Consider the following 23,475-nt stretch of genomic DNA (forward strand, 5'->3'; position numbering starts at 1 on the left):
CCACAGCTCGAACAGCGCCGTCTCCGCCCGCTCGCCGACTCGGCCGTGGCCCCATCGTGTGCCGTGTTGACACTCTCGGCGTGAGACCGTCACCCTTCGCTCGCGAAAATCGGCCGACGGTGGCGTGGACGGCGCGCAAGCCCGTCGTGTCGTGCCCCGTGGTCACATACACACGGTCGTGATAATGGCACCCTCGCAACTCTTATACATATACCCCCTGTACATTTGATTGCAATGGCAAACGGAAAGGTTGATTTCTTCAACGACACTGGCGGCTACGGTTTCATCTCGACTGAGGACGCGGACGAGGACGTTTTCTTCCACATGGAGGACGTTGGCGGTCCGGACCTCGAAGAAGGCGAGGAGATCGAATTCGACATCGAACAGGCCGACAAGGGCCCCCGCGCGACGAACGTCGTCCGCAACTAATACTGCCGGCTGTAAGTTCGCAGAGATATTCGCCACCCCGATGGGTGGCGAATTACTTTCGTTCGTTACAGCCACCAGTATACTCGGATCTCCGGTCGCTTCGGCGACCACATCTGATACTTTGTTTTATCGACGCTCACCGACGAGCGGTCGCCGTGCCGGACCGGCGCTCGCCGAGCGACTGTATATAAAAGCCGGGGCCGAACTGCTGGGCCTGCAACGCTGGGGTGGGATATAGGGGAACCCGCACCGAACCCGAAAGTGCCGGCGGTGTCCCCGCCACCGGCCCTCTTTGCCCTCACAGCGGTCCCCCCTCCGCTGTGACACCCCCCATCTCCCCAGTGTTAATTAGTTGACAGCTCGTAGCTGTCGGTACCGATGGCAGACACGACCAGTCACGAGACGGAGCTGACCAGAGCGGAGACCGCACAGTTCCTGCGCTCGATCGCCGACGAGCTGGACGCTGACAAGGACCGCATCCGCGTCGCTATCGGGAACAAGCGCGTTCGGCTCTCGCCGCCCGAGCGCATCGCGACGGAGGCGACGGTGACAGAGCGGTCCCGACGCCTTCGGAAGGACGTCGAGGAACTGGAGCTGCGGTTCAGATGGACGCCCACGAAGGCGACCGCGGAAGCGACGACCGGCGGGGGCACCACGGGAGGCGCGGAGCGGGAGTGATGTCCGGCGCACTGGCGGGGCCGGTGCTGCAGGCGAGCGTCGAGACGGCGGCCGTCGTCAGTGGCGTCCTCGTCTTCCTCGTGAGCTTCCTCGTCGGAACCGTGGCGATAGCGCTTGGGGCACAGGTGCTCGTCGACCGGGACACGGGGTTCCGGCGCGCGGCCGTCACGGCCCTGATCGGCGCGCTCGTCTACGCGCTGGTGGGCGTGTTTCTGGGCTGGATTCCGCTGCTCGGCCCGGTGCTGATGCTCCTCGCATGGGTCGCCGTCATCAACTGGCAGTACCCCGGCGGCTGGGGGACGGCGCTGGGCATCGCCTTCCTCGCCTGGCTCGTCGCGGTGCTGATCCTCTACGGGCTCGCACTGCTGGGTATCGCGACCGACGCCTTCGGCATCCCGGGGGTGTAGAGGGGCACCGCCGGGTTGCGAACATTTTTATGCGAAAAATCAGCCATGGATTTTATGCTCAGGAGACGACGAAACGTGCTTCGAGTCGTCGGCGGAGTCTTGGCAGGGAGTCTCGCCGGCTGTCTCGGTTCGGAGTCGGAATCGACGCCCACGAACGAGCCCAGCGAGACACCGGGTAGTACCGACGGGCTACAGCGCAGCGGTATCCCCGAGTGGACCTCGTGGGCGCCGAGCCCCGCCGCGCTGGGCCTCGACGGCGGATACGAAGTGGTGTCGTTCGAGCCGGCCGAGGTCGCGTCCTACAGCGAGATCCTCCCGTCGAGCGCGACGAACTTGTCCACGACCGACCTCGGGATAGACGGCCTCGGGCCGATTACCGACCAGCGGCGAGGGATACTGCTATCGGACGGCATCGCGGCGCTGTTTGGGCCCCACGAGACCGACAACGTCCGGGCCTACCTGACCGACTGGGGGCTGGAACGCCAGCGAACCGTCAACGGCGTGGAGATATACGCGTTCGAGAGTCAGGACCTGCAGGACGCCTTCGGCGTCGCGTCGGACGTCTTCATCCGTGCGGGGACACGCTCGAAGCTGGGTGTCGACACCGTCGAAGCGGTCGCAGCCATGGCCCGGGACGACGAGCGGCTCCCGGCAGCCGTCCCCGATATCGGGACGGTACTGGCGCTCGTTGCGCCGGGCGAATCGGTCGCAGTCCGGTCGAACACCCCCGATATCGCCTCCGTCGACGGCGCGAGCGCCGAAGGGTACAGCTGGCGGCTCGGAACGGACCGCACGACTGTGTCGGCCGCGTTCGTCGGCGACGCCGTGGGAGCCGACGCAGTGCGGTCGTGGGCCAGCGAGAGCGAGCGCTTCGACTCCGCGTCGGTGGCGGCTCCCGCGGACGGGTCGGCCGTCACCGCGACCGCATCTGTCCAGACTGGGGATGTAGGCTCCCTGGACCCGAACTGGGCGACGGAGTCGACCGAACCGGCCCCACAGGTCCAGTGGCGAGCGACGTACGACGCGGACGCCGGTCACGTGACGATCGAGCACCGCGGCGGCGACAATATCGACGCAAGCGACCTCTACGTCCGTGGAAGCGGGTTCGCCGACGCCGGTGGGGCCGACCAGACCGCGGCGGGCCCGTGGCAGGGAGAGACAAGCGACAACGACGGCATCGGCGCCGGCAACACGGTCGCTGTCGGCGTCACGTCATCGTACGATATCCGTCTCGTCTACGAATTCCCGGACAGCGACCGCACGGCGACGCTGTTCAGCGACCGAGGCCCCGATGCCTGATTACGCCAGATCCTCGACATCCGCCGCCCGCACCTCGCGGTCGTCGGGCAGCCGGTCGATGCAGTCGTAACAGAGCAGGTGCTCGGTGCCGTCGCCCAGTTCCAGAATAATCCCCTCGGTGGGGCGACTCTCCTGTGTCCAGATGTTGGCGATACCGCCGCCGATGGACACCGAGTCGTTACAGCCGTCACAGGTGTCCGAAGCCATACCCGCTGTAGCGGCGACGGGCGTAAGGCCCTTTCTTTTTGTTGTTGGATTGTCTACACTACACCATGGAGGTCGACTGCGAGGGGTGTGCGGGCTGTTGTATCGACTGGCGACCGCTCACCGGCCGCGATATCGACCACGAGCGGACGGGGCCGTTCGACCCGTTCGACGACAGCTACAACCTCGTCCCCCTCGGCCGCGAGGAGATTCGGGGCTTCGTCGAAGCGGGCTACGGCGACGCGCTCCGCCCGCGGCTCTGGCGGGCCACCGACGACCGGTCGGTCACCCTCGACGGCGTGGACGTGGCCGCCATCGACGGCCGGCCCGTCTTCTTCGTCGGCCTCCGGAAGCCGCCCAAACCCGTCGCGCCGTTCGACCGGCCGCCGACGTGGCTCCGAAGCTGCGCCTTCCTGGACCCGACGACGCTGCAGTGTCGCATCCACGACGGCGACCTGTATCCGGACGCCTGCAGCACCTACCCCGGCGAGAACCTGCTGCTCTCGACCGAGACGGAGTGTGAGCGCGTCGAACGCGTCCACGGCGGCCGCCGTCTGCTCGACGACGAGCCCCCTGACGTGACGCCGCGCTTTGGCCCCGACGCGGTCGGCGAGCGGGTGTTCGCCCACCCCGAGCCCGACCGGGTGGCCGGTCGCGTCGAGCGCTTTCGCGACGGTGAGCTGACCCCTGCGGACCGCGCCGAGTTCGTCGCCGTCGCCGCCGCGTCGAGTCCGGGGACGCTCGCGGTCAACGGCGACCGCTACGAGCAGGTGCTGGAGACGGTACTGGAGGCCGATTCGTGGGCCGGCCGTGCCATCGAGACGTGGGAACGGGCGGTCGAAGGCATCGGCGAGCGCGCCACGGACGCTCCCGAGCCCAGTGACGTGGAGGACGCCGACGGCGCACCCCCGACGCCCGGCTGGTGACTCGGTCGCAGCGTTCTGCTCGTGGCTATTCAGACCGCGAGAGCCAGAAAGGCCGGCCAGCTCCGTTGGAGGCCTCCCGGTAGTTCGCAACGCTGTCGACAGCCACTGCTGGCGGGGCTGTCCGGCTGTTCAGCCGCGCCGCGATACCGAGACACACCGCTGCGACGACGGTGCATTTTAACCGCCTGCAGTCCTCTCTGTGGGACATGCACGCACGTCCGGTCCCGAGCGGGGGCGAGCGGTGAGCAACGAGAACCCCCACCCCGACTACGGCGAGACGTGGGTGTACGAGAGCATCGTCGGCGCGCTGCCGGGCATCCGACTGCCGACGTGGGCGGCCCTCGCCATCCAGCTCGTCGTCTTCGAGGTTGCCGTCGTCGGGCTGTCGTGGTACTACGACACGTGGAACGTCGCCATCGCGGCGACGGCGGTCATCTTCGTCGCCACCGTCGGCAGTATCGAGATGCTCCGCATCAGCACGCTCGTCCGCCGTATCGACGTCCCGCCGACCTACCGGGCGCTGCTTTTCTCCTCGAACATGGAGGTGGTGCTGTCGGTGCTCGCGTACATCGCCCTGCTGACCCACATCTTCGTCTTCGACCCGCAGACGGCCAGTTCCCCGTTGCTGAACACGCTATTCGGCCCCGAGCCACCGGTGCTGGTGGTGTATCTCATGTTGCTCATCCTGTGGGACATCTGCTATCGCATCGGCACCGGCTGGTGGGCCAGCGTCACCGGGCTCTGGCGGTCGCTGCGTTTCCGGTTCGACCCCGAGACGGCCCGGGTGTTCCAGCGTGCGGATATCGAGACGTGGGGCTTTGGCGTTCTCCAGCTCGTGCTCGTCCCGTTCGTACTGAACCAGTCGGTGCTGCTCGCGGCGTTGCTCGCTCACGTGGTCGCGGTCACGGTCGTCACTGGCGCCTCCGTCGGGCTGTTAGAGGTCAGGTCGAGAAGCGGCGTCAATCGGAGTTGATCTGCTTGAACTGGTCGAGCAGCTCCTCGGTGGATTCGCCGCTGTCGTAGTCGACCGACCCGTGATACGCTGTCCGGTCGTCGTCCTCCGACAGCACTACCTCGTTGTTCTTGCGCTCACGGCGTTCGTGTTCGTCGTCGTCGTATGCTCCCATCGACATAGGTTACCACACTACAAGTTGTGTGGTAGTCGTTATCAATGTAACGGCGCACTTTTTTCCTTGTCGGCGTTTTCCGCTCGTTTCGGTCACCGCGAGATAAGCGGCGACGACACCACGTCGTGCGGGTGTGAGCCGGTAGCCCACGACCCGTTCCCCGAAAAAGCGCCTTCCCCGCGTCCGGTCTCGATGCCGTGAACACCGCGCGGAGAGCGGGGACGAGGCGACGCTCAGAGTTGTTTCTCTATAACGTACCCCCACTTCTCGTACGCTCTGTTCTCGTAGTATCGATGGGTTCCGTCTTTCGCGAGTGGCGATGCCAGCGCGACGTACTCGCATCCTCGCTCTCTGGCCCACTCCTCGACGAACGCGACGAGCGCAGTTCCGTATCCCTCCTCCCTCCGAGCGTCGTCGACGACGAGATCGTAGAGCCACGCGTGGCGAGCATGGTGGAGCAGACACGTGACGAGGACGCCAGCAGCGCCGACTAGCTCCCCCTCAACGAATCCACCGAACAAGCGGTACTCGTCGTCTCCCGTCCACTCCAGTATCTCGTTTGGCTCGGCGTCACACCACAGTTGACGGAGAACTGGAACGGCCTCACGCCGCTCGCTTTCGTCCCGTAGCTCCCGGATTTCCATGCGTTTAAATCATACAGCTGGCGCTGGAAATATGTTCGCGTGATATCTCCGACCGATCGGCTCACACTCCTACTGAGTGGCTGTTCGGGACAGACGACCGAAGCAGGTGTCCTTCGAGACAGTTGCCCGGCTCCAGCAACGGAACGCACAAGAGCACTGACCGGTTATAACACACCGTGGCTGGCCCGATTCGATTTCGACACTCGACAGAACGCTGGAACGAGGACCGTGTCCGGCGTGACCTTCTCTCACCGCTCGACGACACGTTCGGCGCAGAACTGAACGGCCCGTGGTTCGCCCCGCCCGACGGGTGGGCGGCCCGCCGGCTGGAGATGGACAACGGCGACCTGGCGCTCTTTACGTGGAACGGACAAGAGGCGTACTGGCTCGGCAACACGCAGACGCCCGAGACGCTCTGGCGGACGGACAAGCGGACGTTCGAGCGAAGCCCCCGACCGATCGCCGACTGGGCCCAGCGGGAGCTGCTGGCCCAGCTCGAGGTCGAGGACCCGTGGCTCGCCGAGCACGAGACACTGGCGTACTTTTTCCTCCCGGTCTTTCTCTCGAAGGACGGCCGCGACTCCACCCGGACGTTCTTCCGGGACCACGCCGGGGGCTTCCCCGACGCCGGCCGCGACGAGGGACTCCGGTTCTACGACGACTTCCTCGCGACCGGCGTGCTCGACGACTACCGCTACACGATGGCCAGCAAACTGGGCACCAGTCAGGGCTTCGACCTCTCGCGGATGCAGGCGACGATGGGGGAGTTCAACACCGCCAAGCTGCTCGTCGACTCGGGCAACGACATCGTCCCCGAGGTCGAACTGGACTCGGGCCACTCGGTCGATTTCCGCGTCGAGGACACCCTCGTCGAGGTGACCCGCCCGCGCCCGCCCAGCCGGCGGCAGGTCGACACCGCCATCGGCGCCCTGAAAGCGTCGGGCGACGCCAAGACCCGCGACCAGCTGGCGGCCCACCCCGGCGCCGTGCTCGTCGTGGACTGTACCTCCTTCCACGACGACGAGTGGCGGCGCGTGCTCGCCGAACAGCCGAGCGTCGGCTACGAGCCGCTCGTCGTCTTCCGCTACCGACCCGACGGCCGCCTCGAAGGCTACGCCCGCGGCTCGGTCCCGTTCCCGCTCCCGTTCTGACGGCCCCGGCGACGCCGCGCCGATTTTTTCGTTCACGTTACAGTAAATACACCCATCAACAGGACAAACGTTTCATACTCCCGTAGCGAACGCCGCGGTAGCGGCCGACAACTCGGCCGAGATTCAGTATGGACATAGACAAATTCATCAGCGAGAACCGACCGGACGAGGGTGGCGACACCTTCCAGCTCGAAAACAGCAAACTCCTCGACATCGCCGTCGACGGGAAGGTCGTGACCAAGGCCGGGGCGATGGTCGCCTACGAGGGTGACCTCACCTTTACCGGCTCGTCGAACGCCGAAGGCGGTATCAAGGGGTTCATCAAATCCAAGGCGACCAGCGAGGGGACACCCGTGATGAACGTCGAGGGGACCGGCCACCTCTACGTCGCCGACGACGCCAAAGAGATCCAGGTTATGGACCTCGACGCCGGCGAGTCCATCTCCGTCAACGGCAACGACGTGCTGGCGTTCGAGTCGAGCGTCGACTACAGCATCTCGACCATCGGCAGCATCTCCGGCGCCTCCGCGGGCGGCCTGACCAACGTCTTCCTCGAAGGCCCCGGCAGCATCGCTATCACGACCCACGGGAACCCGCTCGTACTGACGCCGCCGGTCAAGACCGACCCACAGGCCACGGTCGCCTGGAGCGCCAACAACTCGCCGTCCAGCAGCGTCAACCGCAGCCTCTCCGATATGGTCGGCCAGTCGTCCGGCGAGCAGTACCAGCTGGAGTTCTCGAACCCCGACGGGTTCGTCATCGTCCAGCCCTTCGAAGAAGGCAACCCACAGCAGTAGCCCGGCGACGACCGGTTTTTAATCCCGGCCGCTCTACGCGGTGGCATGCCCAACGTCGCCGACACGCATATCGTCAACCGCGAGCGCGTCCAGCCGACCCACGCCAACAACTACGACTCCGCCCACGGCGGTCTCGTGATGAAGTGGATGGACGAAATCGGCGCGATGTCCGCCATGCGGGCCGCCGAACAGTCCTGTGTCACCGCCCAGATGTCCCGCGTCGACTTCGAGCGGCCCATCCCCATCGGTGACAACGCCCTCGTCGAGTCCTACGCCTACGCCACCGGCCGCACGAGCGTCCGCGTGCGAATAGAAGTCAGCGCCGAGAACCCCCACACCGGCGAGACCGAGCCGACCACCTCGGCTTACGCCACCTTCGTCGCCGTCGAGGACGGCAAACCGACGCCGGTTCCGGACCTCGAAGTCGAGGGCGAGAAATGCAAGGAACTCCAGGAGAAGGCACTGGCCGAGGAGCCGAGTCGGGAGTGACAGCACGAGAGCGGTCGTGCGTAGCTTGAGGTGTTGCTATAGCGCCCGTCGCAGAGCGGAGCCACCGACACCGCCGAGACCCCCAAGCACCGCGCCGACGACGAACCCAAGTCCCGCACCGAGTGGCGCCCAAGAGCGCGCGAGCCCCGAGAACGTCGGGGTTTCGACGGTGTGTGCCGGTGTCATACCCAGCAGGAGGACGACGAGTCCGAGCGCGAACAGGACACCGACAACCGCGGTTCCGAGGGCGGCCGCGACGCCGGCAAGTAGCATGTCGACCCGCCGCCCAGCCCCGTGCAAGAATCCGGTAAGCGCGCCCCCGACGACGGGACAGACCAGCAGCGGGAGCGCGAACAGCCAGACCGGAAGCGAGTCGCCGACGACGTTGGCCGTCCCGAGGCCGACCAGCGGGAGCAGCACCGCCACGAGAACGGTCGACACGACAGTCGTCGTTGTTCCGACAGCCACACGCACGGCCGCCCAGAGCGCCATACGTCCGCGATAGGCCAGTAGCTAATTAAATGTCAATGGCCCCGGTAGGCGTTCAGGCAACTCCCGGGCCGGACCGCGAATCCGGAGGAGGCGGTTGCTCACGTCGTTCGCACCGACAGACTACCTTCTGAAGGGAAGCAAAACACGCGACCATTCGAGCATATGGATGTTGACCGATGACCGTGCAGTTGCTCACTATCAGCCGTTCGCAGCAAAACAGCCGATTACTTTTCAGCCGTCTTTTTCGTGACTGCAGGAGAGAGTGTCATCGCCTAAAGCTGAGTCAAGTACTGTGACAATATCTGCTATTTCCTGTGTGTATTCTCCCTCTGCGCCGGCTTGTTCGAGCTCTCGCGCGTAGTCGCGGAGGTAATCGGCGGCCGAGGCGGCGGTGATACGCGGGACGGTGACAGTGTTCGATTGCGCCATATGCCGATCTATATCTGGACGAACTTCTTGCTGTGCCCGTCGGACACCGCTTCGACGTCCGGCAACACGGTGAGCCACTGCGCGACAGTACTCGCTCGGCGTGAAACGCTCGTTTCAGCGAGCGTCGTTTCCACAGACAGCTTCTCTTTCAGTGCATCGTAGGTCAATTCCCCCTCACGTTCGATCAGTTCGTACATACGCCGGATGATTTCCACCTCCCGAACTGCATCGACCAGTAACGACTCAGCAGCCTCTGTGTCACCCCGTTCGTGGAGTCTGAGGTACTTTACACCATCACTCGTGAGTCCCCACCGACGTACGTCACGGCCGTCCACCGACTTCGGCGTGTCCTTGTGAACGAACCCCAGTAACCATCCTGCAGTACCATACAGATCAGCGTGTCTCGGGTCGAAATCGGAAACTTCGCCGTGAATCGCTCTCTTGGAGCCATCCGTCTTTTCGATAGCCTTCAGAAAGAGCCGGAGTGTCTCGAAACTGTTCGCGAGCGGGACCTCAGTTGATGGAACAGTATCTTGCTGTTCCGGCTCTTTTAGCGCCTCCCAGAACTCCCCGTCCACCTCGTACCCATCTCGAATTTCGTTCACGCCGATCCGGTGCTGTACCATCGTCATCGCGAGACGTTCACCATCAACGAGATGTATCTGCAGATCTTTGGCCGCCTCTACGGCAGGCGCTGTGAACGAACTGGACGTGATATACGTCCCAGTTTGATAGTTCGCCTGAGTCAAAGCACCGCTAAACCGCTGGACGTGGTTGTTCCCGACGGTGTTACCCTCGGTATAGCGTTTGACCTGTGCCCCGAACAACGCGGTAAAAACGTCCTCGTCGATGTAACCCTCAATATCGATGCCCTCATCTTGGCGGAAAGCCGTCACGTGTAGCGAATCTGTATTCAACCGACGGGCAAGAACCATCTTACACAGAATCTCGAACATCTCCGGAGTAGTTTCGTACATACGATCACGGAGATATTCTCGCATAGAAACCGCTTGCATGAGTTGAGTCTGCGTCTAAGGACATATAAACGTGTGCGCCGAACTCAGAGACCGTCACGAAGCCTCAGTCCGCGATATTAGCTGTTCGCTCGACTCCGTTGCGCGCGACTGGCAGGAATTCAAATTCCGGTGTCGGCTTGCCGACTTCAGCAGTCGCTCGGCGATATGACGCCTCGCGTCCGTTCGTCGCAGAAAGCCTAGGCCGGAATTTGAATCCGGGGTCTCGTCCTTACCAAGGACGCGCTTTACCGCTAAGCTACCCAGGCACGCACTTCCTTCTATCCCGCAATTGTCTTTAGGCGTTTCGATTCCGACCGACGACGGAGCGGTCAGTGGTCGGCGGCGGCTTCGGTCCCCGGGTCGGAGTCCGTTTCGGCCGCCAGAGCCGCGGCCACGTCGCCGTCGACGAGGGCGACGCTCTCCGGGAGCCCGTCCGCGGCGAGGTCGGCCCCGAGCGCGCGCAGGTCGGGGGTGAGCTCGTGGTCGGCGGCGGTCACGCCGGCGACGACGGCGAGCTCGCAGATGTCGACCTCCAGCGCGTCGTCGAGGGCGGTGTCGCCGGTGCTCCGGAGTTCGGTCTGGTCCCGACCGAAGGCCCGGACCACGTCGACGGCGGCCTCGGCGGCGTCGGTGCGGGCCAGCAGGTAAAAGCCGCGGGAGACGAGGATGTCGGCGATGAGGATATCCAGGTCGGCGGCGTCGCGGTCGCCGGTGGTCCAGGGGTCGTCGTGGGCGAGCCGGCGAGTGAGTGTGAGCCCCTCGTAGATGAGCTGGACGCCGGCGGCGATATCCTCGTCGCCGTCGACCGACCGGCCCCGTACCGCTGTCGCGGTGACGAGCGTCAGCACGCCCGGGGCGAACGAGGCATCGTCGAGTCGGGCGGTGATACGTTCACGGAGCCGGTCGGGCTCGATGTCGTCGACGCTCGCCAGTGCTGCCTGGCGGACCGCCGCCACTTCCTCCATTGGTGTGACCTTTCGGAGGCAAGGCCAAAGACCTTTGGAAACACCGATATCAGCGGAACCATGCTCCGGACGACCGTCGACGGCGACGTGCGCGTGCTGACACTCGACCGACCCGCGCGGCGCAACGCGCTCGACCGCGCCGCCCTGCGTGCGCTTTCGGAGGCAATCGCGGACGCGACCGAGCCGGTCGTCTATCTCCGCGGCGCGGGCGAGGCGTTCTGTGCCGGCGCGGACCTCGACGTGGTGCAGGCGCTCGACGCGGCGGGCGCCGCAGACTTCGCCGCGCTGGGCCAGCGGGTCGCGAACGCGTTCGAGGGGTACGACGGCGCGGTCGTGGCCGGTGTCGACGGGCCGGCCCGCGGCGGCGGCGTCGAACTGGCGCTCGCCTGTGACCTGCGGGTGGCGACCCCGGCGGCGACGTTCGCGGAGACTGGCGTGAAACTCGGCCTCTTTGGCGCGTGGGGCGGGACGACTCGTCTCCCGCGAATCGTCGGTGCGGGCACGGCGATGGACCTGGCGCTGTCGGGCCGGACCGTCGACGCCGAGACGGCGCTGCGGATGGGGCTCGTCTCCCGGGTGACCGACACCCCCCGCGACGTGGCCGACGAACTGGCCGCCGTCGACCACCGGGCGCTCCGGACGCTGAAGCGACGGCTCAGAGACGACAGCGACCAGCAGACCGGCGACGAACGCGAGCGAGAGGCCTTCGCAGAGCTGGTAGAGTCGGGGTAGCAATACGTTCAAAACCCCCGCCCGCATACGGTGGCCCAATGGTTGACTGCGACTACTGTGGGGCGTCGTTCGACGGCGAGGAAGCCTATCTCGACCACCTCGCCGACAGTCACGAGGGGGAACTCGGCGCTATCGACCAGCGACGGGTCGACAGCCGCGGGAGTGACGACGACGACGGCGTCTCGCTGAGCGTGGTGGCGGCCGGCGTCGGCCTCGTCCTGGTCGTCGGTGCGGTCCTCTACGTCACACAGCTGAGCGGCGGCGGCGGTGCCGAGGGTATCGAGGGGGCCGCGCTGAACGAGTCGGGCGACAGCGAGCGCCTCTCGTCGGTCGAGCGGTTCCCCAGCGAGGGGAACCAGCACGTCGACAGCGGCACTGATATCAGCTACGCGCAGTCGCCACCGCTGTCCGGCACTCACTACTCCACGGCGGCCCGGGGCGGCTTCTACGAGGAGCCACAGCCGGCGGGTAACATCGTCCACGGGCTGGAACACGGCGCGGTCGTCATCTACTACGACGAGGACGCGATGAACGAGTCGACCCGAACCAGCCTGCAGGCGTTCGCCGACACCCACACCGGCCAGTGGCGCAGCGTCATCGTCGTCCCGAACCCCGACGCCGAGCCCGAGTCCGACTTCGTCCTGACGGCCTGGCGCCACCGCATGTACATGGACAGCTACGACGCCCGGACCGTCTTCGCGTTTCTCTCCGAGTTCCTCGGCCGCGGCCCCGAGAACCCGGTTCGGTAACCGATATTTGTTCTCGAATTAGTCATTGTGCCGAGCTGTTTCCCAGCTCGAACACTGCTGTGAACAGCCAGAAAGCCCCCGAGTTTAGCCAGTCGGGGCTTTTTGGCTGTCCGCAGTGCTGCCGTTGTCCACTGATTCCGTGGCTGTCTGGCCCTCAGCAGTAGCCACCGCCACACAAACCACGAACGCTAGACGCGGAACGAACTTTATGTTTCCTGACGCCCTAGCTGTCCCCGTGAACCGTACGGCAGCGCTCGACGCCGTCATCTTCGGGGTAGACATCCAGAGCGGCGACGTCCGCGGGGACGCCCCCTCCTACGCGCTGGTGGTGTTCGACGGCGACGAGCTCCAGCGAGACGTCGTCTCGCGGCGGAAACTCAGGCGGCGCATCGACGGCGAGGAGCCCGCCATCGTGGCGACGGACAACATGTACGAACTGGCCGCCGACAAGGACCAGCTGGTCCACTTTCTGGGCTCGCTGCCCGACGAGACGATGCTGGTGCAGGTGACCGGCGACGAGCGACCGGAACCGCTCTCTCGGGTGGCCAAGCGCCACGGCGTCCCCTACGGCAAAAAGCCGATGAAGGAAGCGGAGGCGGCGGCCAGACTCGCGGCCGCGAACGTCGGTCAGGAGGTGTCGGCCTTCACCGATACCACGGAGGTGAAGGTCGCCCGGGGCCGCTCGACCGGGAAAGGCGGCTGGTCCGAGGACCGCTACACGCGGCGCATCCACGGCGCTGTCAAGACACAGGCCCGGGAGGTCGAGTCCGAACTCGACGCCGCCGGACTGGCCTACGAGCGCGACGTGACCGAGAAGTACGGCGGTTTCGCCAACGCCGTCTTCCGCGTCGAGGGGCGGCCGCGGGACATCCCGGTCTCGACGCACCGCTCGGGCGATACGCGAATCGAAATCGAGCGCGTGCGCCGTGACGGCATCGAGTTCCGCCCGCTGGCCAAGCGCCGGGACCACGTCGTCGTCGGCGTCGACCCCGGGACCACGACGGCGGTGGCCATCGTCGGCCTCGACGGCGAGGTACTGGACGTCTACTCCTCCCGGACCAGCGACCAGGCCGACGTCATCGAGTGGATTATCGAGCGCGGCCGACCGGTCGTCGTCGCCGCCGACGTGACGCCGATGCCCGAGACCGTCGAGAAGTTCCGCCGGTCGTTCGACGCCGCCGGCTGGAAGCCCGAGCGCGACCTGCCGGTCGACGAGAAGAAACACCGGACCCGCCACGAGAGCTACGACAACGACCACGAGCGGGACGCGATGGCCGCGGCGCTCTATGCCTTCGACCACCACGAGAGCCAGTTCGAGCGCGTCGCCGAGAAGGTGCCGCCCCGCCACGAGGTCGGCCCCGTCGTGGCCCGCGTCGTCGCCGGCGAGGAGTCAGTCGAGAGCGTGCTGCGTGACATCGAGGGCGAGGACGACCCGGAGGAGGAGAGCGCCGGCCACCAGCCCCGGGAGCTCACCGCCGACGAGAAGGAGATAAAGCGCCTGAACGCCCGCATCGACCGTCTCGAAGACCACGTCGAGGAGCTGAAAGGCACAATCCAGCGGAAAGACGAGCAGCTCACGGAGAAGGACAAACAGCTGGAGAAGGCCAGACAGGACGGGCGCCGTGAGGTCCGCAAGGACCGCGAGGTCACCCGGCTGGAGCGGCGCAACGACGCGCTGGAACGCAAAGTCGAGGACGAACAGGCGAAACGCGAGGAGCTGGCCGAGAAGCTCGACCGCCTGAAAGACCTCTGGCGGCTCGACCACTCGAACTTCGCCGACGTCTCCGAGCACGAGGAGGGGCTGGTCCCGGTGAAGGTCGTCGAGCAGTTCACCCGCGACGCCATCGACGAGGCCGACGAGCAGTTCGGGCTCGTAGCGGGCGACATCGTCATGTTCCGGGACGCCTCCGGCGCGGGGAAATCCACGGCCCAGCGGCTGGCCGACGTCGACCCGCGGCTGGTGCTTCGCAACGAGAACCTCTCCGACGCCGCCGACGAGGTGCTGTTCGACCACGAGATTCCCGTCGCTCCCGCCGAGGTGGTCCCCGTTCAAGAGGTCGACGAACTCGCCATCGCCCGCGAGGAGGCCGTCGAGGACGCCATCGACGACTGGCACGACCGGGCCGAGGAGCGCCGGCAGGAGCGGAAAACCGAGATGGTCGACCAGATTATCAGCGAGCATCGGGCCGACAGGCCAGTGAGCGGCGAGTAGCGAGGGTCGCAGGGAAGACCCTCGACGGAACGGCGACCGAAGGGCGCCGTGGAGTAGGAGATACCGAGCGGGGTGAGGTGTCCACGAACGGGCGAGCGGTGACTGGAAGGAATCGCGAGCAGTAGCGAGGTCGCGAAACGCACACGGCGGCTCCCTTCGGTCACCGCGTCGCTTTCGAGGAATCTCCCTGCGGTCGATTCCTCGCGAAGCGGGGGATACTTGACGCCCCCTCGCGTACGCTCGCCCGACACGATGGACGCCCCGCTGTGGACCGAGACGCACGCGCCGGCACTCGAAGATATCCCGCAGCCGGAGGCCCGCGAGCACCTGCAGGGAGCCATCGAGGAGCCGATGAACCTCCTCGTGCACGGGCCGAAGGGGTCGGGCAAGACCGCCGCCGTGCGGGCCTACGCCCGCGAGGTCCACGCGAACCCGGACGCCGATTTCACCGAACTCAACGTCGCCGACGTGTTCGACATGACGAAAAAGGAGGTGTCGAACGACCCCCGTTTTTCCTCCTTTATCGACAGCAAGCGCCGCCGGGAGTCCTCGAAGGCGGACCTCATCAACCACGTCCTGAAGGAGTCGGCGAGCTACACGCCGATGTCGGGCAGCTACAAGACCATCCTGCTGGACAACGCCGAGGGGATTCGCGAGGACTTCCAGCAGGCGCTGCGCCGGGTGATGGAGCAGTACTACGAGGCGACGCAGTTCGTCATCGCGACCCGCCAGCCCTCGGCGCTCATCCCACCGATTCGCTCGCGCTGTTTCCCGGTCGTGATGCGGGCACCGACCCACGCCGAGACCGTCGGCGTGCTCGCCGATATCGTCGAAAGCGAGGGCGTCGAGCACGACGACGACGGGCTGGAGTACGTCGCCGGCTACGCGGAGGGGGACGTCCGGTCGGCGATTCTCGCCGCCCAGACCACCTACGAGGAGACCGGCGAGGTGACCATGGAGACGGCCTACGAGACCCTGACCGGGCTGGAGGCCGACGACGCCGTCGAGTCGATGGTCGAGGCCGCCGAGGAGGGCCGTTTTACCGACGCCCGGTCCGAGCTCGACGACCTGCTCGTCGACGAGGGGTACGGGGCCGACGATGTCGTCGAGGAGCTGCTCGACGTGGCCCGCTCGCGCTACTCCGGACAGCGGCTGGCGACGGTCCACGAACTCGCGGGCGAGACCGACATGGCGCTGACGGAGGCCGCCAACGAGCGGATTCAGCTCTCGCGGCTGCTTGCCGATATCGGCCAGCTGTGACGGCACAGCACGAGGCGGCCGCCGGTGCGTGTCTCAGCGAAGCGACCCGTTCGTCTCCCGCAGGTCGCGGATGTCCTGGGCGAGGTCGGCGACGACGTGGACGTACAGCGTCACGGCGGCCAGTACGGCGAGCGCCGGCGCGGGGACCCAGAGCGCGGCGACCAGCGGTCCGCCGATGAGCATGTGACTGAGGAGGCGGTCGAGCTTGCTTATCTCGTAGGGCTCGAAGATGGACCCCTGGTCGGTAAACACCGCACGCGGGTGTCGCAGGCAGTAGCGAATCGCCCGCGGGTCGCCCGTGTTGTACCAGGCGACGAGGAAGTGGTCGAAGTCGATGCCGACGCCGACGGCAGCGGCGAACGCGACCCAGCCGAGTCCGGTCAGGAGGTCCAGCCCGGCGTACAGCCCGGCGGCCAGCCCGACGGCGACCGAGAGCAGGAAGTGGTCTCGCGAGTAGATAGGAATCCCTCGACAGCCGGTTCGCGCAGCCGGCACTTATGGGTTCAGTTCGGCCGCTGACCGCCGCGGGGTGCAGGGGCTGTCCCCACCCGTGATAGCACGGAGCGTGCGACCGCGAGTTGTGCCTTCGAAATCCTTTTAGGCGCTTCGACGGGAATCTATGGACAACGAACCATGGATATCGACATCATCGAGGAAGACGAAAATCCCATGTTGCACCGAACGGACGTCCGTTTCGAGGTCGTCCACGACGAGGCCACCCCCTCCCGTCTCTCTGTCCGGGACTCGCTCGCGGCGACGCTGAACAAGGACGCCGAAGAGGTCGTCATCCACAAGCTCGACACGAAGTTCGGCATGCGAAAGACCGTCGGCTACGCGAAGGTCTACGACAGCTCCGAGTACGCCCGCGACGTCGAGCAGGACCACATGCTCGAGCGCAACAAGATCGTCGCCGACGGCGAAGAGGAGGCCGAGGAGGCATAATGCCCCGTTCAGACTACTACGAAGACGGCGAACTGACCAAGGAGATGTGCCCGCGCTGCGGTGACACGGTGCTTGCCGACCACGACGACCGGCAACACTGTGGCAAGTGCGGCTACACCGAGTGGAAATAGGGCGCGATGCGGATTCTCGGTATCGAAGGCACCGCCTGGGCAGCCAGTGCTGCGCTCTACGAGACGGAAACCCCTGACAGCGCCGGCGACGACCACGTGCGCATCGAGACCGACGCGTACCAGCCCGACAGCGGCGGCATCCACCCGCGCGAGGCCGCCGAACACATGGGCGAGGCGATTCCACAGGTCGTCGAGACGGCCGTCGGCCACGCACGGGAGCGGGCGGCGGCGGACGGCGACCCGGTGTTCGACGCGGTTGCCTTCTCCCGGGGGCCGGGGCTGGGCCCCTGTCTCCGCATCGTCGCCACCGCAGCGCGGGCCGTCGCCCAGCGGTTCGACGTGCCCCTCGTCGGCGTCAACCACATGGTCGCACACCTGGAGGTGGGTCGACAGCGTTCGGGCTTTGACTCCCCCGTCTGCCTGAACGCCTCCGGCGCGAACGCCCACGTGCTCGGCTACCGAAACGGTCGCTACCGGGTGCTGGGCGAGACGATGGACACCGGCGCGGGCAACGCCATCGACAAGTTCACGCGTCACATCGGCTGGCAACACCCCGGCGGACCGAAGGTCGAACAACACGCCCGCGACGGGGATTACCACCCGCTGCCCTACGTGGTCAAGGGGATGGACTTCTCCTTCTCTGGCGTCATGAGCGCGGCCAAGCAGGCCGTCGACGGCGCGAGCGGCGGTTCGGCAGGCGAGCGCGGCGAGTCCGACGGTGTCCCGGTCGACGACGTCTGTCGCGGGCTGGAGGAGACTATCTTCGGGATGCTGACCGAGGTCTCCGAGCGGGCGCTGTCGCTGACCGGCGCGGACGAACTGGTGCTTGGCGGCGGCGTCGGCCAGAACGAGCGCCTCCAGGGGATGCTCGGGGAGATGTGCGAGCAACGCGGCGCGCAGTTCTACGCCCCCGAGAACCGCTTCCTGCGGGACAACGCCGGAATGATCGCGATGCTGGGCGCGAAGATGTACGCCGCCGGCGACACCGTCGCCATCGAGGACTCCGCCATCGACTCGAACTTCCGGCCCGACGAGGTGGCAGTGACGTGGCGCGGGCGGGACCCCGTGGGTCCCGCCGGACGAGCGAGCGGGCACAGCCCGCGAGCCGACGAGAGCGTCGACCGGCCGGCCGGAGACGGGGCCGAACTGCAGGGCGCCGAGGCGACGGTCACCATCGAGTCCGACCGCGTCCGCAAGGACCGCACGCCGCGGAGTTACCGCCACCCGGAACTCGACGAGCGGCTGCGGACCGAACGCACCAGACAGGAGGTGCGGCTGACGAGCGAGGCCCGCCGCCACGGCGTCCCGACGCCGCTGGTGCTCGACGTGGACCCCGACGAGGCCCGAATCGTGTTCCAGCGCGTCGGCGAGGCGGACCTGCGGGAGTCGCTGTCCGCCGAGACCGTGGCCGCCGTCGGCGGGCACCTCGCCCGTATCCACGACGCCGGCTTCGTCCACGGGGACCCGACGACGCGGAACGCACGCGTCGCGCCGCGAACCGGAGCGAACCGCGAGCGACGCGTCTACCTCATCGACTTCGGGCTGGGGTACCACACCAGCGAGCCCGAAGACCACGCGATGGACCTCCACGTGCTGGCCCAGTCGCTGGCCGGGACCGCCGACGACCCCGACGGGTTGTTCGCCGCGGCCCGTGAGGCCTACCGCGCCGAGAGCGACCACGCCGACGCGGTGGTTGCCAGTCTGGCCGACATCGAGGGCCGCGGGCGCTACCAGTAATCCGGAACGCACACTTTGCTCGCGTGCCTACGGCAGGGAGATGCGCTATCTAATCTGGGCTGTCGTCGCACTGCTTGGCTACACACTCGTCCCGCCGCTGGTGAAGCTGGCCACCGCCGACATCCCCAACGAGGTCGTCCTGCTCATCTCGAACGGGATGCTCGTCGTCGCCGGCATCGCCATCGTCGTCGCCTCCGACATCTCTGTCACGCCGTATCTCACCCACGAGCGGGCTATCTACGCTTACGGCGCCGGTATCGCCCTCACCGTGGGTATCGTCTCGTACTACCGGGCGCTGGCCGCCGGCCCGGTCAGCGTCGTCGTCCCCATCTTCGGGATGTTCATCGCCACCAGCTCTATCCTCGGCATCGCCGTCCTCGACGAACCGCTCACCGGGCGAAAGGTGGCCGGTATCGGGCTGGCCGTCGCCGCGGTCTACCTCACGTCTGTCGAATAGCGGTCGCGGTGGCCGGGAGCGAAGGGTGCGACGACCGTCGCACCCGAGCGACCCGGGGAAGGGCAGGTCGTCCCGAGTGAGCATCCGGCGAGCGCGATGCCCCGGGCGAAAAAAGGTCGGGTGGCAAAGTTGTTTAACGGATGCGTGAGTAACGCCCGATATGGTAGACAAACCCCAGTCAGGGGAACTGTTCGGCGTCCCGTACAACTTCGAGCGGCCCAGTCTGAAGCGGCTCCTCTCCTCGTACTGGCAGCCCGGCGACGGGATGCTCGTCGAGAAGCCCTTCGGCATCGGGTACACGCTGAACCTGGCGAACTGGCGCGCGTGGGTCGTGCTGGCCGTCGCCGGTGCGATGCTGTATCAGGAACGCAGCGGCGGGAGCGACGAGTTCGAGGACGAGGAAGCCGACGAGCCGGTCGAAGTCGTCGTCGACTGAGACGAGCCCCGACCCAGTCGGAAGCGGTTTCGACGCCTCTTTTGCGGCGGTCGGCGGAGTATCGCTATGCTCAACTTCGTGACCACGAACCCCGGCAAGGTCCGGGAAGCGACGGCGTATCTGGACGACGAGGTAGTTCAGTTCGACTTCGACTACCCGGAGGTTCAGGCGGACGACCTCGGCGCGGTGGCGGCCCACGGCGCCCGCGAGGCGTACCGGGCGGCCGACGGGCCGGTCATCGTCGACGACGCCGGGCTCTTCATCGACGCGTTCGACGGGTTCCCGGGGCCCTACTCGTCCTACGTCGAGGACAGGGTCGGCATCGACCGGGTCTGGCGCATGACCGAGCCCGAGAGCGACCACGGCGCGGCGTTCAAGACGGTCATCGCCTACTGCGACGGCGAGGGGTTCACCGCGACGCCGGAGCCCGGCGGTGTCGACCGCGGGGAGACACCAAGCGAGCCCCGCGGGCAGGACCTCGCGGGGGAAGCGAGCCGCGGCGGAGCGACCACCGACGAGCAGGTCGCCGGCGGCGAGGGCGCGCTGCCGGTGAAGCTGTTCGAGGGGCGTGTCCCCGGCGAACTCGTGGCCCCCCGCGGCGAGGGCGGGTTCGGCTTCGACCCCATCTTCGAGCACGACGGCACCACGTTCGCGGAGATGAGCACCGACGAGAAAAACGCCGTCTCCCACCGCGGGCGGGCGCTGGCGAAGTTCGCCGAATGGTATGTCACACGCTGAGCCCGGAACCGCGCTCATCACGGGCGCGTCCGCCGGTATCGGCGAAGCGCTGGCCCGCGAGTTCGCCGCCCACGGCCACGACGTGGTGCTCGTCGCGCGCCGGGCAGAGCGCCTGCGATTACTCGCCGCCGACCTCGAATCGCAGGGCGTGACGGCGACGCCTATCGTTCGGGACCTCGACAGCGCGTCGGCCGCCGTGGAGTTACACGGCGAGGTCACCGACCGCGGGCTCGGCGTCGATATCCTCGTCAACAACGTCGGCGTCGGTACGTACGGCCCCTTCGCCGAGAGCGACCTCGACGAGGAGCGGACCCAGTTACGGCTGAACGTCGTGCTCCCGGTCGAACTCACGCGGCTCTTTCTCGACGAGTTTCAGGGTGGTGGCAAGGTGCTCAATCTCGGCTCGATGGCCGGACGGGCCCCCGGACCGGGGCTGTCGGGCTACTACGCGAGCAAGGCCTACGTCAACAGCTTCACCGAAGCCATCGCCGAGGAGCTGCGCGGCGAGGTAGACGTGACGCTGGTCTGTCCGGGCCCGGTGGACACGGAGTTCACCGAGCGGGCCGGGATGAGCGACTCGTCGATCGGGTCGGTCAGCTCGAACACGCCGGAGGCGGTGGCCAGCGCGGCCTACACCGGACTGATGAACGGGGAGACCGTGGTCGTCCCGAGCCGGGCGATGCGTGTCGTCGACGTGCTGGGCCGGATTGCGCCGCGGTCGGTCGTCCGCCGCGTCACCCAGTGGGTAAACAGCGGCCGCTGACGGCTCCCCGGGCCACGTCGCATGTATTTTCAAGTCGTGGGAACGACGACCGTAGTTGAAGTACCGGAATCCGAGATATGCAGGTATGTCGCGACAGCTCATCGAACAGTACAAGCGGTTAATACGGCGTTCGCTGGACCTCGTCGGCGTGTCAGGCTCTATCGAGCGGAAGGTGCTCGCGGCCGTCGGCCTCCAGTTCGGTGTGTCCGTCGCGCTCGCCGTCGTCGCCGTCCGCTTCAGCGGCCTCGTCCAGTTCGCGCTGACGGCGCTCCTGCTGGCCGGCGCGACGGTCGCGTTCGCCAACACCGTCTTCATCACCCGCGAGGACCTCGTCAACCCGGTCGTGACGCTCTCGGCACGGGCCGACCGCATCGCGGCCGGCGAGATAGCCGTCGCCGTCCCCGACAGCGACCGCGAAGACGAGGTGGCGAGCCTGCTCGACTCGTTCGACGCCATGCAGGCCACGCTGTCGACGGTGGCCGAGCAGGCCGACGCGCTCGCACAGCAGGAGTTCGACGACCCGGTGCTGGAGGAGGAGGTGCCGGGCACCTTCGGCGAGTCGCTGGACCGGATGGCGACCAGCCTCGACACGTACACGACCGAACTACGGGAGACGACCGAGAACCTCGAACAGCAGTCGGCGGCCCTCTCCGAACTGGTGGCGGCCTTCGGCGAGGCGACCCAGCGGGCGAAAGCCGGCGACCTGACGGCGACCATCGACGCCGAGTTCGACGAGGTGGACGAGCAGTTCCAGCGGGTCGTCACCGACTACAACGACCTCCTTCGGACGCTCGCGGACACCGTGGGCGAGGTGACCGACTTCGCCGACGAGGTGGCCGAGTCGAGCCACCGCGTCACCGAGAGCGTCGGCGAAATCGACCGGGCGAGCGACGAGATCGCGCGCTCGGTCCAGGACATCTCGACGGACGCGAGTCGGCAGGCCGACCGCCACGAGGCGGTCGCCCGGGACATGAACACGCTGTCGGCCACCGTCGAGGAGATAGCCGCGACGGCCACCGACGCCGCAGAGACCGCGGAGCGAGCGGCCGAGCGGGGTCGCGAGGGGCGGGCAGAAGCCGCGACGGCCATCGACGAACTGGAGCTGATGACCGCCCGTATCGACGAGATCGCCGACTCGGTCGAGGGGCTCGTAGCGGAGATTGCCGAGATAGACGAGGTGGTCGACCTCATCACCGAAGTGGCCGAACAGACCAACATGCTGGCGCTGAACGCCTCCATCGAGGCGGCGCGGGCCGACGCGGACGGCGACGGCTTCGCGGTCGTCGCTCGGGAGGTGAAATCGCTGGCCGAGGAGACTCGGGACGCCGCCGCGGAGATATCCGAGCGCATCGACGCCGTACAGGACACGGCCGGCGAGACGGTCAGCGACGTGGAGGCGACCAGCGAGCGCGTGGCGGACAGCACCGACAGCATCGAGGCGACGCTGCGTGACTTCGAGGACATCGTCGGCGTGGTCGGCGAGGTCAACACCGCCATTCAGGAGATATCCGACGCGACCGGCGAGCAGGCCGAGACGACTCAGGAAGTCGTGTCGGCCGTCGACGAGGTCGCGACGGTCAGCGACCGGACGAAGGCCGAGGCCGAATCCGTCGCCGCCGCCACGGAGGAACAGACCGCCACCATCTCCGAGGTGACCGGGGAGGTCGAATCGGTCGCGATGCGCACCGACGACCTGCACGACCTCCTCCAGCAGTTCGACGTGACCGAGTCGCGGACGACCGCCACCGAGGTGTTCGCCACCGGCGCGGACGACTAGCCCCGCGGGTCGCGGTCCGGACCGGGGTACGCGCCGCCCTCGACGAACCCGTACAGCGACTCGGCGTCGAACAGCGCGGCGAAGGCGTCCGGCGTCCGGACGCTGACCTGCATGTGCTCTTTGAGCGCCATCCCGGTCTTCGCGCTGCGGAGCGTCTCGTCGTAGCTGAGCACGTGCGCGGCGTCGCCCCGATAGGCCGAGGCGAGCGCCGGGTGGTCGCCGTCGGGGTGGTCGACCGGTTCGCGCTCGGCCTCGATACGCTCGCGCCAGTCGGCCGCCAGCGCGTCGTCGGCCAGCGCCGCGACGACGGCCTCGGCGTCGGCCAGAAGCTGGTCGCTGGCGACGAGCGTGACCCAGGAGTGTCGGCGGACGTGGTCGAGCGCCTCGCGGGCGTCACCGCCACACAGCAGGTCCGCGGCGAGCACGTCGGCGTCGGCGACGACGCGAGCGGCGACCTCAGACATCGTCGGCCTCCTCGCGCCGCGCGG

At 67.0% G+C, this 23,475-nt stretch carries 30 protein-coding genes and 1 tRNA gene; 21 read left to right on the forward strand and 10 right to left on the reverse strand.

All coding sequences use genetic code 11. The features are described from left to right. The first annotated feature begins 234 nt into the window (after positions 1-234). The 4 genes from NDI56_RS11595 (at position 235) to NDI56_RS11610 (ending at position 2,813) form a co-directional block, all read left to right on the forward strand. The gene (locus NDI56_RS11595; protein ID WP_166967680.1) at positions 235-429 is read left to right on the forward strand and encodes a cold-shock protein; all 195 of its coding nucleotides are present in this window, start codon (positions 235-237) and stop codon (positions 427-429) included. A 378-nt stretch (positions 430-807) separates the two neighbouring features. Next, the gene (locus NDI56_RS11600; protein ID WP_310919695.1) at positions 808-1,107 is read left to right on the forward strand and encodes an amphi-Trp domain-containing protein; all 300 of its coding nucleotides are present in this window, start codon (positions 808-810) and stop codon (positions 1,105-1,107) included. Beyond that, positions 1,107-1,514, forward strand: coding sequence for a hypothetical protein (locus tag NDI56_RS11605; protein WP_310919696.1), 408 nt, complete (start codon positions 1,107-1,109; stop codon positions 1,512-1,514). The genes NDI56_RS11600 and NDI56_RS11605 overlap by 1 nt, the downstream gene beginning before the upstream one ends. 54 nt (positions 1,515-1,568) lie before the next feature. Next, positions 1,569-2,813 carry a hypothetical protein gene (locus tag NDI56_RS11610; protein ID WP_310919697.1) on the forward strand — a complete coding sequence of 415 codons (1,245 nt, stop codon included), beginning with the start codon at positions 1,569-1,571 and terminating at the stop codon, positions 2,811-2,813. Here the strand turns inward: NDI56_RS11610 and NDI56_RS11615 are convergent, their stop codons facing one another. Continuing rightward, complete coding sequence (locus NDI56_RS11615) at positions 2,814-3,020, reverse strand: DUF7561 family protein (protein ID WP_310919698.1); 207 nt, start codon at positions 3,018-3,020, stop codon at positions 2,814-2,816. Between the two features lie 65 nt (positions 3,021-3,085). Between NDI56_RS11615 and NDI56_RS11620 the strand changes: the two genes are divergently transcribed. Together NDI56_RS11620 and NDI56_RS11625 are read left to right on the forward strand one after the other, a co-directional pair. Then, on the forward strand, positions 3,086-3,943 hold the full coding sequence (locus NDI56_RS11620; RefSeq protein WP_310919699.1) for a YkgJ family cysteine cluster protein: 858 nt from the start codon (positions 3,086-3,088) through the stop codon (positions 3,941-3,943). Between the two features lie 241 nt (positions 3,944-4,184). Then, positions 4,185-4,916 (forward strand): DUF7530 family protein, encoded by a 732-nt coding sequence (locus NDI56_RS11625; RefSeq protein ID WP_310919700.1) that lies wholly within the window; start codon positions 4,185-4,187, stop codon positions 4,914-4,916. Here the strand turns inward: NDI56_RS11625 and NDI56_RS11630 are convergent. Both NDI56_RS11630 and NDI56_RS11635 read right to left on the reverse strand, forming a co-directional pair. After that, on the reverse strand, positions 4,903-5,076 hold the full coding sequence (locus tag NDI56_RS11630) for a DUF5786 family protein (RefSeq protein WP_310919701.1): 174 nt from the start codon (positions 5,074-5,076) through the stop codon (positions 4,903-4,905). The two genes, NDI56_RS11625 and NDI56_RS11630, sit on opposite strands and share 14 nt — an antisense overlap. A 227-nt stretch (positions 5,077-5,303) precedes the next feature. Continuing rightward, a complete protein-coding gene (locus tag NDI56_RS11635) occupies positions 5,304-5,714 on the reverse strand; it encodes a GNAT family N-acetyltransferase (RefSeq protein WP_310919702.1) in 411 nt (136 codons plus the stop codon). A gap of 176 nt (positions 5,715-5,890) precedes the next feature. Here NDI56_RS11635 and NDI56_RS11640 point away from each other — a divergent pair, with 176 nt between their 5' ends. The 3 genes from NDI56_RS11640 to NDI56_RS11650 all read left to right on the forward strand — a co-directional run bounded on the left by NDI56_RS11640 (position 5,891) and on the right by NDI56_RS11650 (position 8,151). Continuing rightward, a complete protein-coding gene (locus NDI56_RS11640; RefSeq protein WP_310919703.1) occupies positions 5,891-6,865 on the forward strand; it encodes a DUF5784 family protein in 975 nt (324 codons plus the stop codon). A 128-nt stretch (positions 6,866-6,993) separates the two neighbouring features. Next, positions 6,994-7,662 (forward strand): AIM24 family protein, encoded by a 669-nt coding sequence (locus NDI56_RS11645; protein WP_310919704.1) that lies wholly within the window; start codon positions 6,994-6,996, stop codon positions 7,660-7,662. Positions 7,663-7,707: 45 nt separating this feature from the next. Continuing rightward, positions 7,708-8,151, forward strand: coding sequence for an acyl-CoA thioesterase (locus NDI56_RS11650; protein ID WP_310919705.1), 444 nt, complete (start codon positions 7,708-7,710; stop codon positions 8,149-8,151). Positions 8,152-8,187: 36 nt separating this feature from the next. Here NDI56_RS11650 and NDI56_RS11655 read toward each other — a convergent pair whose 3' ends face one another. The 5 genes from NDI56_RS11655 to NDI56_RS11675 form a co-directional block, all read right to left on the reverse strand. Next, the gene (locus NDI56_RS11655) at positions 8,188-8,643 is read right to left on the reverse strand and encodes a hypothetical protein (RefSeq protein ID WP_310919706.1); all 456 of its coding nucleotides are present in this window, start codon (positions 8,641-8,643) and stop codon (positions 8,188-8,190) included. A 231-nt stretch (positions 8,644-8,874) separates the two neighbouring features. After that, positions 8,875-9,072 carry a hypothetical protein gene (locus tag NDI56_RS11660; RefSeq protein ID WP_310919707.1) on the reverse strand — a complete coding sequence of 66 codons (198 nt, stop codon included), beginning with the start codon at positions 9,070-9,072 and terminating at the stop codon, positions 8,875-8,877. 8 nt (positions 9,073-9,080) lie between these two features. Further along, positions 9,081-10,049 carry a restriction endonuclease gene (locus NDI56_RS11665; RefSeq protein ID WP_310919708.1) on the reverse strand — a complete coding sequence of 323 codons (969 nt, stop codon included), beginning with the start codon at positions 10,047-10,049 and terminating at the stop codon, positions 9,081-9,083. Between the two features lie 233 nt (positions 10,050-10,282). Beyond that, positions 10,283-10,354: transfer RNA gene (locus NDI56_RS11670), tRNA-Thr, on the reverse strand. Between the two features lie 63 nt (positions 10,355-10,417). After that, the gene (locus NDI56_RS11675) at positions 10,418-11,053 is read right to left on the reverse strand and encodes a DUF7114 family protein (RefSeq protein ID WP_310919709.1); all 636 of its coding nucleotides are present in this window, start codon (positions 11,051-11,053) and stop codon (positions 10,418-10,420) included. Positions 11,054-11,113: 60 nt separating this feature from the next. On the opposite strand from NDI56_RS11675, the gene NDI56_RS11680 reads away from it, so the two are divergent. From NDI56_RS11680 to NDI56_RS11695, 4 genes are all read left to right on the forward strand, one after another. Continuing rightward, positions 11,114-11,785 carry an enoyl-CoA hydratase/isomerase family protein gene (locus NDI56_RS11680; RefSeq protein ID WP_310919710.1) on the forward strand — a complete coding sequence of 224 codons (672 nt, stop codon included), beginning with the start codon at positions 11,114-11,116 and terminating at the stop codon, positions 11,783-11,785. A 38-nt stretch (positions 11,786-11,823) separates the two neighbouring features. Further along, entirely contained in the window at positions 11,824-12,534 is a 711-nt protein-coding gene (locus NDI56_RS11685; RefSeq protein ID WP_310919711.1) for a DUF3105 domain-containing protein, read from the forward strand. A 235-nt stretch (positions 12,535-12,769) separates the two neighbouring features. Next, entirely contained in the window at positions 12,770-14,746 is a 1,977-nt protein-coding gene (locus NDI56_RS11690; protein ID WP_310919712.1) for a DUF460 domain-containing protein, read from the forward strand. A gap of 252 nt (positions 14,747-14,998) precedes the next feature. Beyond that, positions 14,999-16,006: an AAA family ATPase gene (locus NDI56_RS11695; protein ID WP_310919713.1), complete on the forward strand. Its 1,008-nt coding sequence runs from the start codon at positions 14,999-15,001 to the stop codon at positions 16,004-16,006. Between the two features lie 33 nt (positions 16,007-16,039). Here NDI56_RS11695 and NDI56_RS11700 read toward each other — a convergent pair whose 3' ends face one another. Beyond that, a complete protein-coding gene (locus tag NDI56_RS11700) occupies positions 16,040-16,501 on the reverse strand; it encodes a hypothetical protein (protein ID WP_310919714.1) in 462 nt (153 codons plus the stop codon). A gap of 138 nt (positions 16,502-16,639) precedes the next feature. On the opposite strand from NDI56_RS11700, the gene NDI56_RS11705 reads away from it, so the two are divergent. The 8 genes from NDI56_RS11705 (at position 16,640) to NDI56_RS11740 (ending at position 22,987) form a co-directional block, all read left to right on the forward strand. Further along, the gene (locus NDI56_RS11705) at positions 16,640-16,948 is read left to right on the forward strand and encodes a 30S ribosomal protein S24e (RefSeq protein WP_310919715.1); all 309 of its coding nucleotides are present in this window, start codon (positions 16,640-16,642) and stop codon (positions 16,946-16,948) included. Next, positions 16,948-17,079 (forward strand): 30S ribosomal protein S27ae, encoded by a 132-nt coding sequence (locus NDI56_RS11710; protein ID WP_276251967.1) that lies wholly within the window; start codon positions 16,948-16,950, stop codon positions 17,077-17,079. The genes NDI56_RS11705 and NDI56_RS11710 overlap by 1 nt, the downstream gene beginning before the upstream one ends. Positions 17,080-17,085: 6 nt before the next feature. Beyond that, positions 17,086-18,816 (forward strand): bifunctional N(6)-L-threonylcarbamoyladenine synthase/serine/threonine protein kinase, encoded by a 1,731-nt coding sequence (locus NDI56_RS11715; RefSeq protein WP_310919716.1) that lies wholly within the window; start codon positions 17,086-17,088, stop codon positions 18,814-18,816. Positions 18,817-18,856: 40 nt separating this feature from the next. After that, on the forward strand, positions 18,857-19,273 hold the full coding sequence (locus NDI56_RS11720; RefSeq protein ID WP_310919717.1) for an EamA family transporter: 417 nt from the start codon (positions 18,857-18,859) through the stop codon (positions 19,271-19,273). Between the two features lie 160 nt (positions 19,274-19,433). Beyond that, positions 19,434-19,709 (forward strand): DUF5808 domain-containing protein, encoded by a 276-nt coding sequence (locus NDI56_RS11725; RefSeq protein ID WP_310919718.1) that lies wholly within the window; start codon positions 19,434-19,436, stop codon positions 19,707-19,709. Positions 19,710-19,775: 66 nt separating this feature from the next. Beyond that, positions 19,776-20,447 (forward strand): non-canonical purine NTP pyrophosphatase, encoded by a 672-nt coding sequence (locus NDI56_RS11730; RefSeq protein ID WP_310919719.1) that lies wholly within the window; start codon positions 19,776-19,778, stop codon positions 20,445-20,447. Further along, on the forward strand, positions 20,434-21,210 hold the full coding sequence (locus NDI56_RS11735; protein ID WP_310919720.1) for an SDR family NAD(P)-dependent oxidoreductase: 777 nt from the start codon (positions 20,434-20,436) through the stop codon (positions 21,208-21,210). Before NDI56_RS11730 ends, NDI56_RS11735 begins: the two co-directional genes overlap by 14 nt. A gap of 85 nt (positions 21,211-21,295) precedes the next feature. Beyond that, complete coding sequence (locus tag NDI56_RS11740; protein WP_310919721.1) at positions 21,296-22,987, forward strand: methyl-accepting chemotaxis protein; 1,692 nt, start codon at positions 21,296-21,298, stop codon at positions 22,985-22,987. Here the strand turns inward: NDI56_RS11740 and NDI56_RS11745 are convergent. Next, entirely contained in the window at positions 22,984-23,451 is a 468-nt protein-coding gene (locus tag NDI56_RS11745; RefSeq protein WP_310919722.1) for a DUF7384 family protein, read from the reverse strand. The genes NDI56_RS11740 and NDI56_RS11745 overlap by 4 nt on opposite strands. Positions 23,452-23,475 lie beyond the last annotated feature (24 nt).

The organism is Halomicroarcula saliterrae, from assembly GCF_031624395.1.
Classification (GTDB): Archaea; Halobacteriota; Halobacteria; order Halobacteriales; family Haloarculaceae; genus Haloarcula; species Haloarcula saliterrae.

What these genes read in the sequence shown, in the direction of transcription:
- NDI56_RS11595 (WP_166967680.1), top strand. Translation starts at nt 235, where the DNA reads ATGGCAAACGGAAAGGTTGATTTCTTCAACGACACTGGCGGCTACGGT.
- NDI56_RS11600 (WP_310919695.1), top strand. Translation starts at nt 808, where the DNA reads ATGGCAGACACGACCAGTCACGAGACGGAGCTGACCAGAGCGGAGACC.
- NDI56_RS11605 (WP_310919696.1), top strand. Translation starts at nt 1,107, where the DNA reads ATGTCCGGCGCACTGGCGGGGCCGGTGCTGCAGGCGAGCGTCGAGACG.
- NDI56_RS11610 (WP_310919697.1), top strand. Translation starts at nt 1,569, where the DNA reads ATGCTCAGGAGACGACGAAACGTGCTTCGAGTCGTCGGCGGAGTCTTG.
- NDI56_RS11615 (WP_310919698.1), bottom strand. Translation starts at nt 3,020, where the DNA reads ATGGCTTCGGACACCTGTGACGGCTGTAACGACTCGGTGTCCATCGGC.
- NDI56_RS11620 (WP_310919699.1), top strand. Translation starts at nt 3,086, where the DNA reads ATGGAGGTCGACTGCGAGGGGTGTGCGGGCTGTTGTATCGACTGGCGA.
- NDI56_RS11630 (WP_310919701.1), bottom strand. Translation starts at nt 5,076, where the DNA reads ATGTCGATGGGAGCATACGACGACGACGAACACGAACGCCGTGAGCGC.
- NDI56_RS11635 (WP_310919702.1), bottom strand. Translation starts at nt 5,714, where the DNA reads ATGGAAATCCGGGAGCTACGGGACGAAAGCGAGCGGCGTGAGGCCGTT.
- NDI56_RS11645 (WP_310919704.1), top strand. Translation starts at nt 6,994, where the DNA reads ATGGACATAGACAAATTCATCAGCGAGAACCGACCGGACGAGGGTGGC.
- NDI56_RS11650 (WP_310919705.1), top strand. Translation starts at nt 7,708, where the DNA reads ATGCCCAACGTCGCCGACACGCATATCGTCAACCGCGAGCGCGTCCAG.
- NDI56_RS11655 (WP_310919706.1), bottom strand. Translation starts at nt 8,643, where the DNA reads ATGGCGCTCTGGGCGGCCGTGCGTGTGGCTGTCGGAACAACGACGACT.
- NDI56_RS11660 (WP_310919707.1), bottom strand. Translation starts at nt 9,072, where the DNA reads ATGGCGCAATCGAACACTGTCACCGTCCCGCGTATCACCGCCGCCTCG.
- NDI56_RS11665 (WP_310919708.1), bottom strand. Translation starts at nt 10,049, where the DNA reads ATGTACGAAACTACTCCGGAGATGTTCGAGATTCTGTGTAAGATGGTT.
- NDI56_RS11675 (WP_310919709.1), bottom strand. Translation starts at nt 11,053, where the DNA reads ATGGAGGAAGTGGCGGCGGTCCGCCAGGCAGCACTGGCGAGCGTCGAC.
- NDI56_RS11680 (WP_310919710.1), top strand. Translation starts at nt 11,114, where the DNA reads ATGCTCCGGACGACCGTCGACGGCGACGTGCGCGTGCTGACACTCGAC.
- NDI56_RS11685 (WP_310919711.1), top strand. Translation starts at nt 11,824, where the DNA reads ATGGTTGACTGCGACTACTGTGGGGCGTCGTTCGACGGCGAGGAAGCC.
- NDI56_RS11695 (WP_310919713.1), top strand. Translation starts at nt 14,999, where the DNA reads ATGGACGCCCCGCTGTGGACCGAGACGCACGCGCCGGCACTCGAAGAT.
- NDI56_RS11705 (WP_310919715.1), top strand. Translation starts at nt 16,640, where the DNA reads ATGGATATCGACATCATCGAGGAAGACGAAAATCCCATGTTGCACCGA.
- NDI56_RS11710 (WP_276251967.1), top strand. Translation starts at nt 16,948, where the DNA reads ATGCCCCGTTCAGACTACTACGAAGACGGCGAACTGACCAAGGAGATG.
- NDI56_RS11715 (WP_310919716.1), top strand. Translation starts at nt 17,086, where the DNA reads ATGCGGATTCTCGGTATCGAAGGCACCGCCTGGGCAGCCAGTGCTGCG.
- NDI56_RS11720 (WP_310919717.1), top strand. Translation starts at nt 18,857, where the DNA reads ATGCGCTATCTAATCTGGGCTGTCGTCGCACTGCTTGGCTACACACTC.
- NDI56_RS11725 (WP_310919718.1), top strand. Translation starts at nt 19,434, where the DNA reads ATGGTAGACAAACCCCAGTCAGGGGAACTGTTCGGCGTCCCGTACAAC.
- NDI56_RS11730 (WP_310919719.1), top strand. Translation starts at nt 19,776, where the DNA reads ATGCTCAACTTCGTGACCACGAACCCCGGCAAGGTCCGGGAAGCGACG.
- NDI56_RS11735 (WP_310919720.1), top strand. Translation starts at nt 20,434, where the DNA reads ATGTCACACGCTGAGCCCGGAACCGCGCTCATCACGGGCGCGTCCGCC.
- NDI56_RS11740 (WP_310919721.1), top strand. Translation starts at nt 21,296, where the DNA reads ATGTCGCGACAGCTCATCGAACAGTACAAGCGGTTAATACGGCGTTCG.
- NDI56_RS11745 (WP_310919722.1), bottom strand. Translation starts at nt 23,451, where the DNA reads ATGTCTGAGGTCGCCGCTCGCGTCGTCGCCGACGCCGACGTGCTCGCC.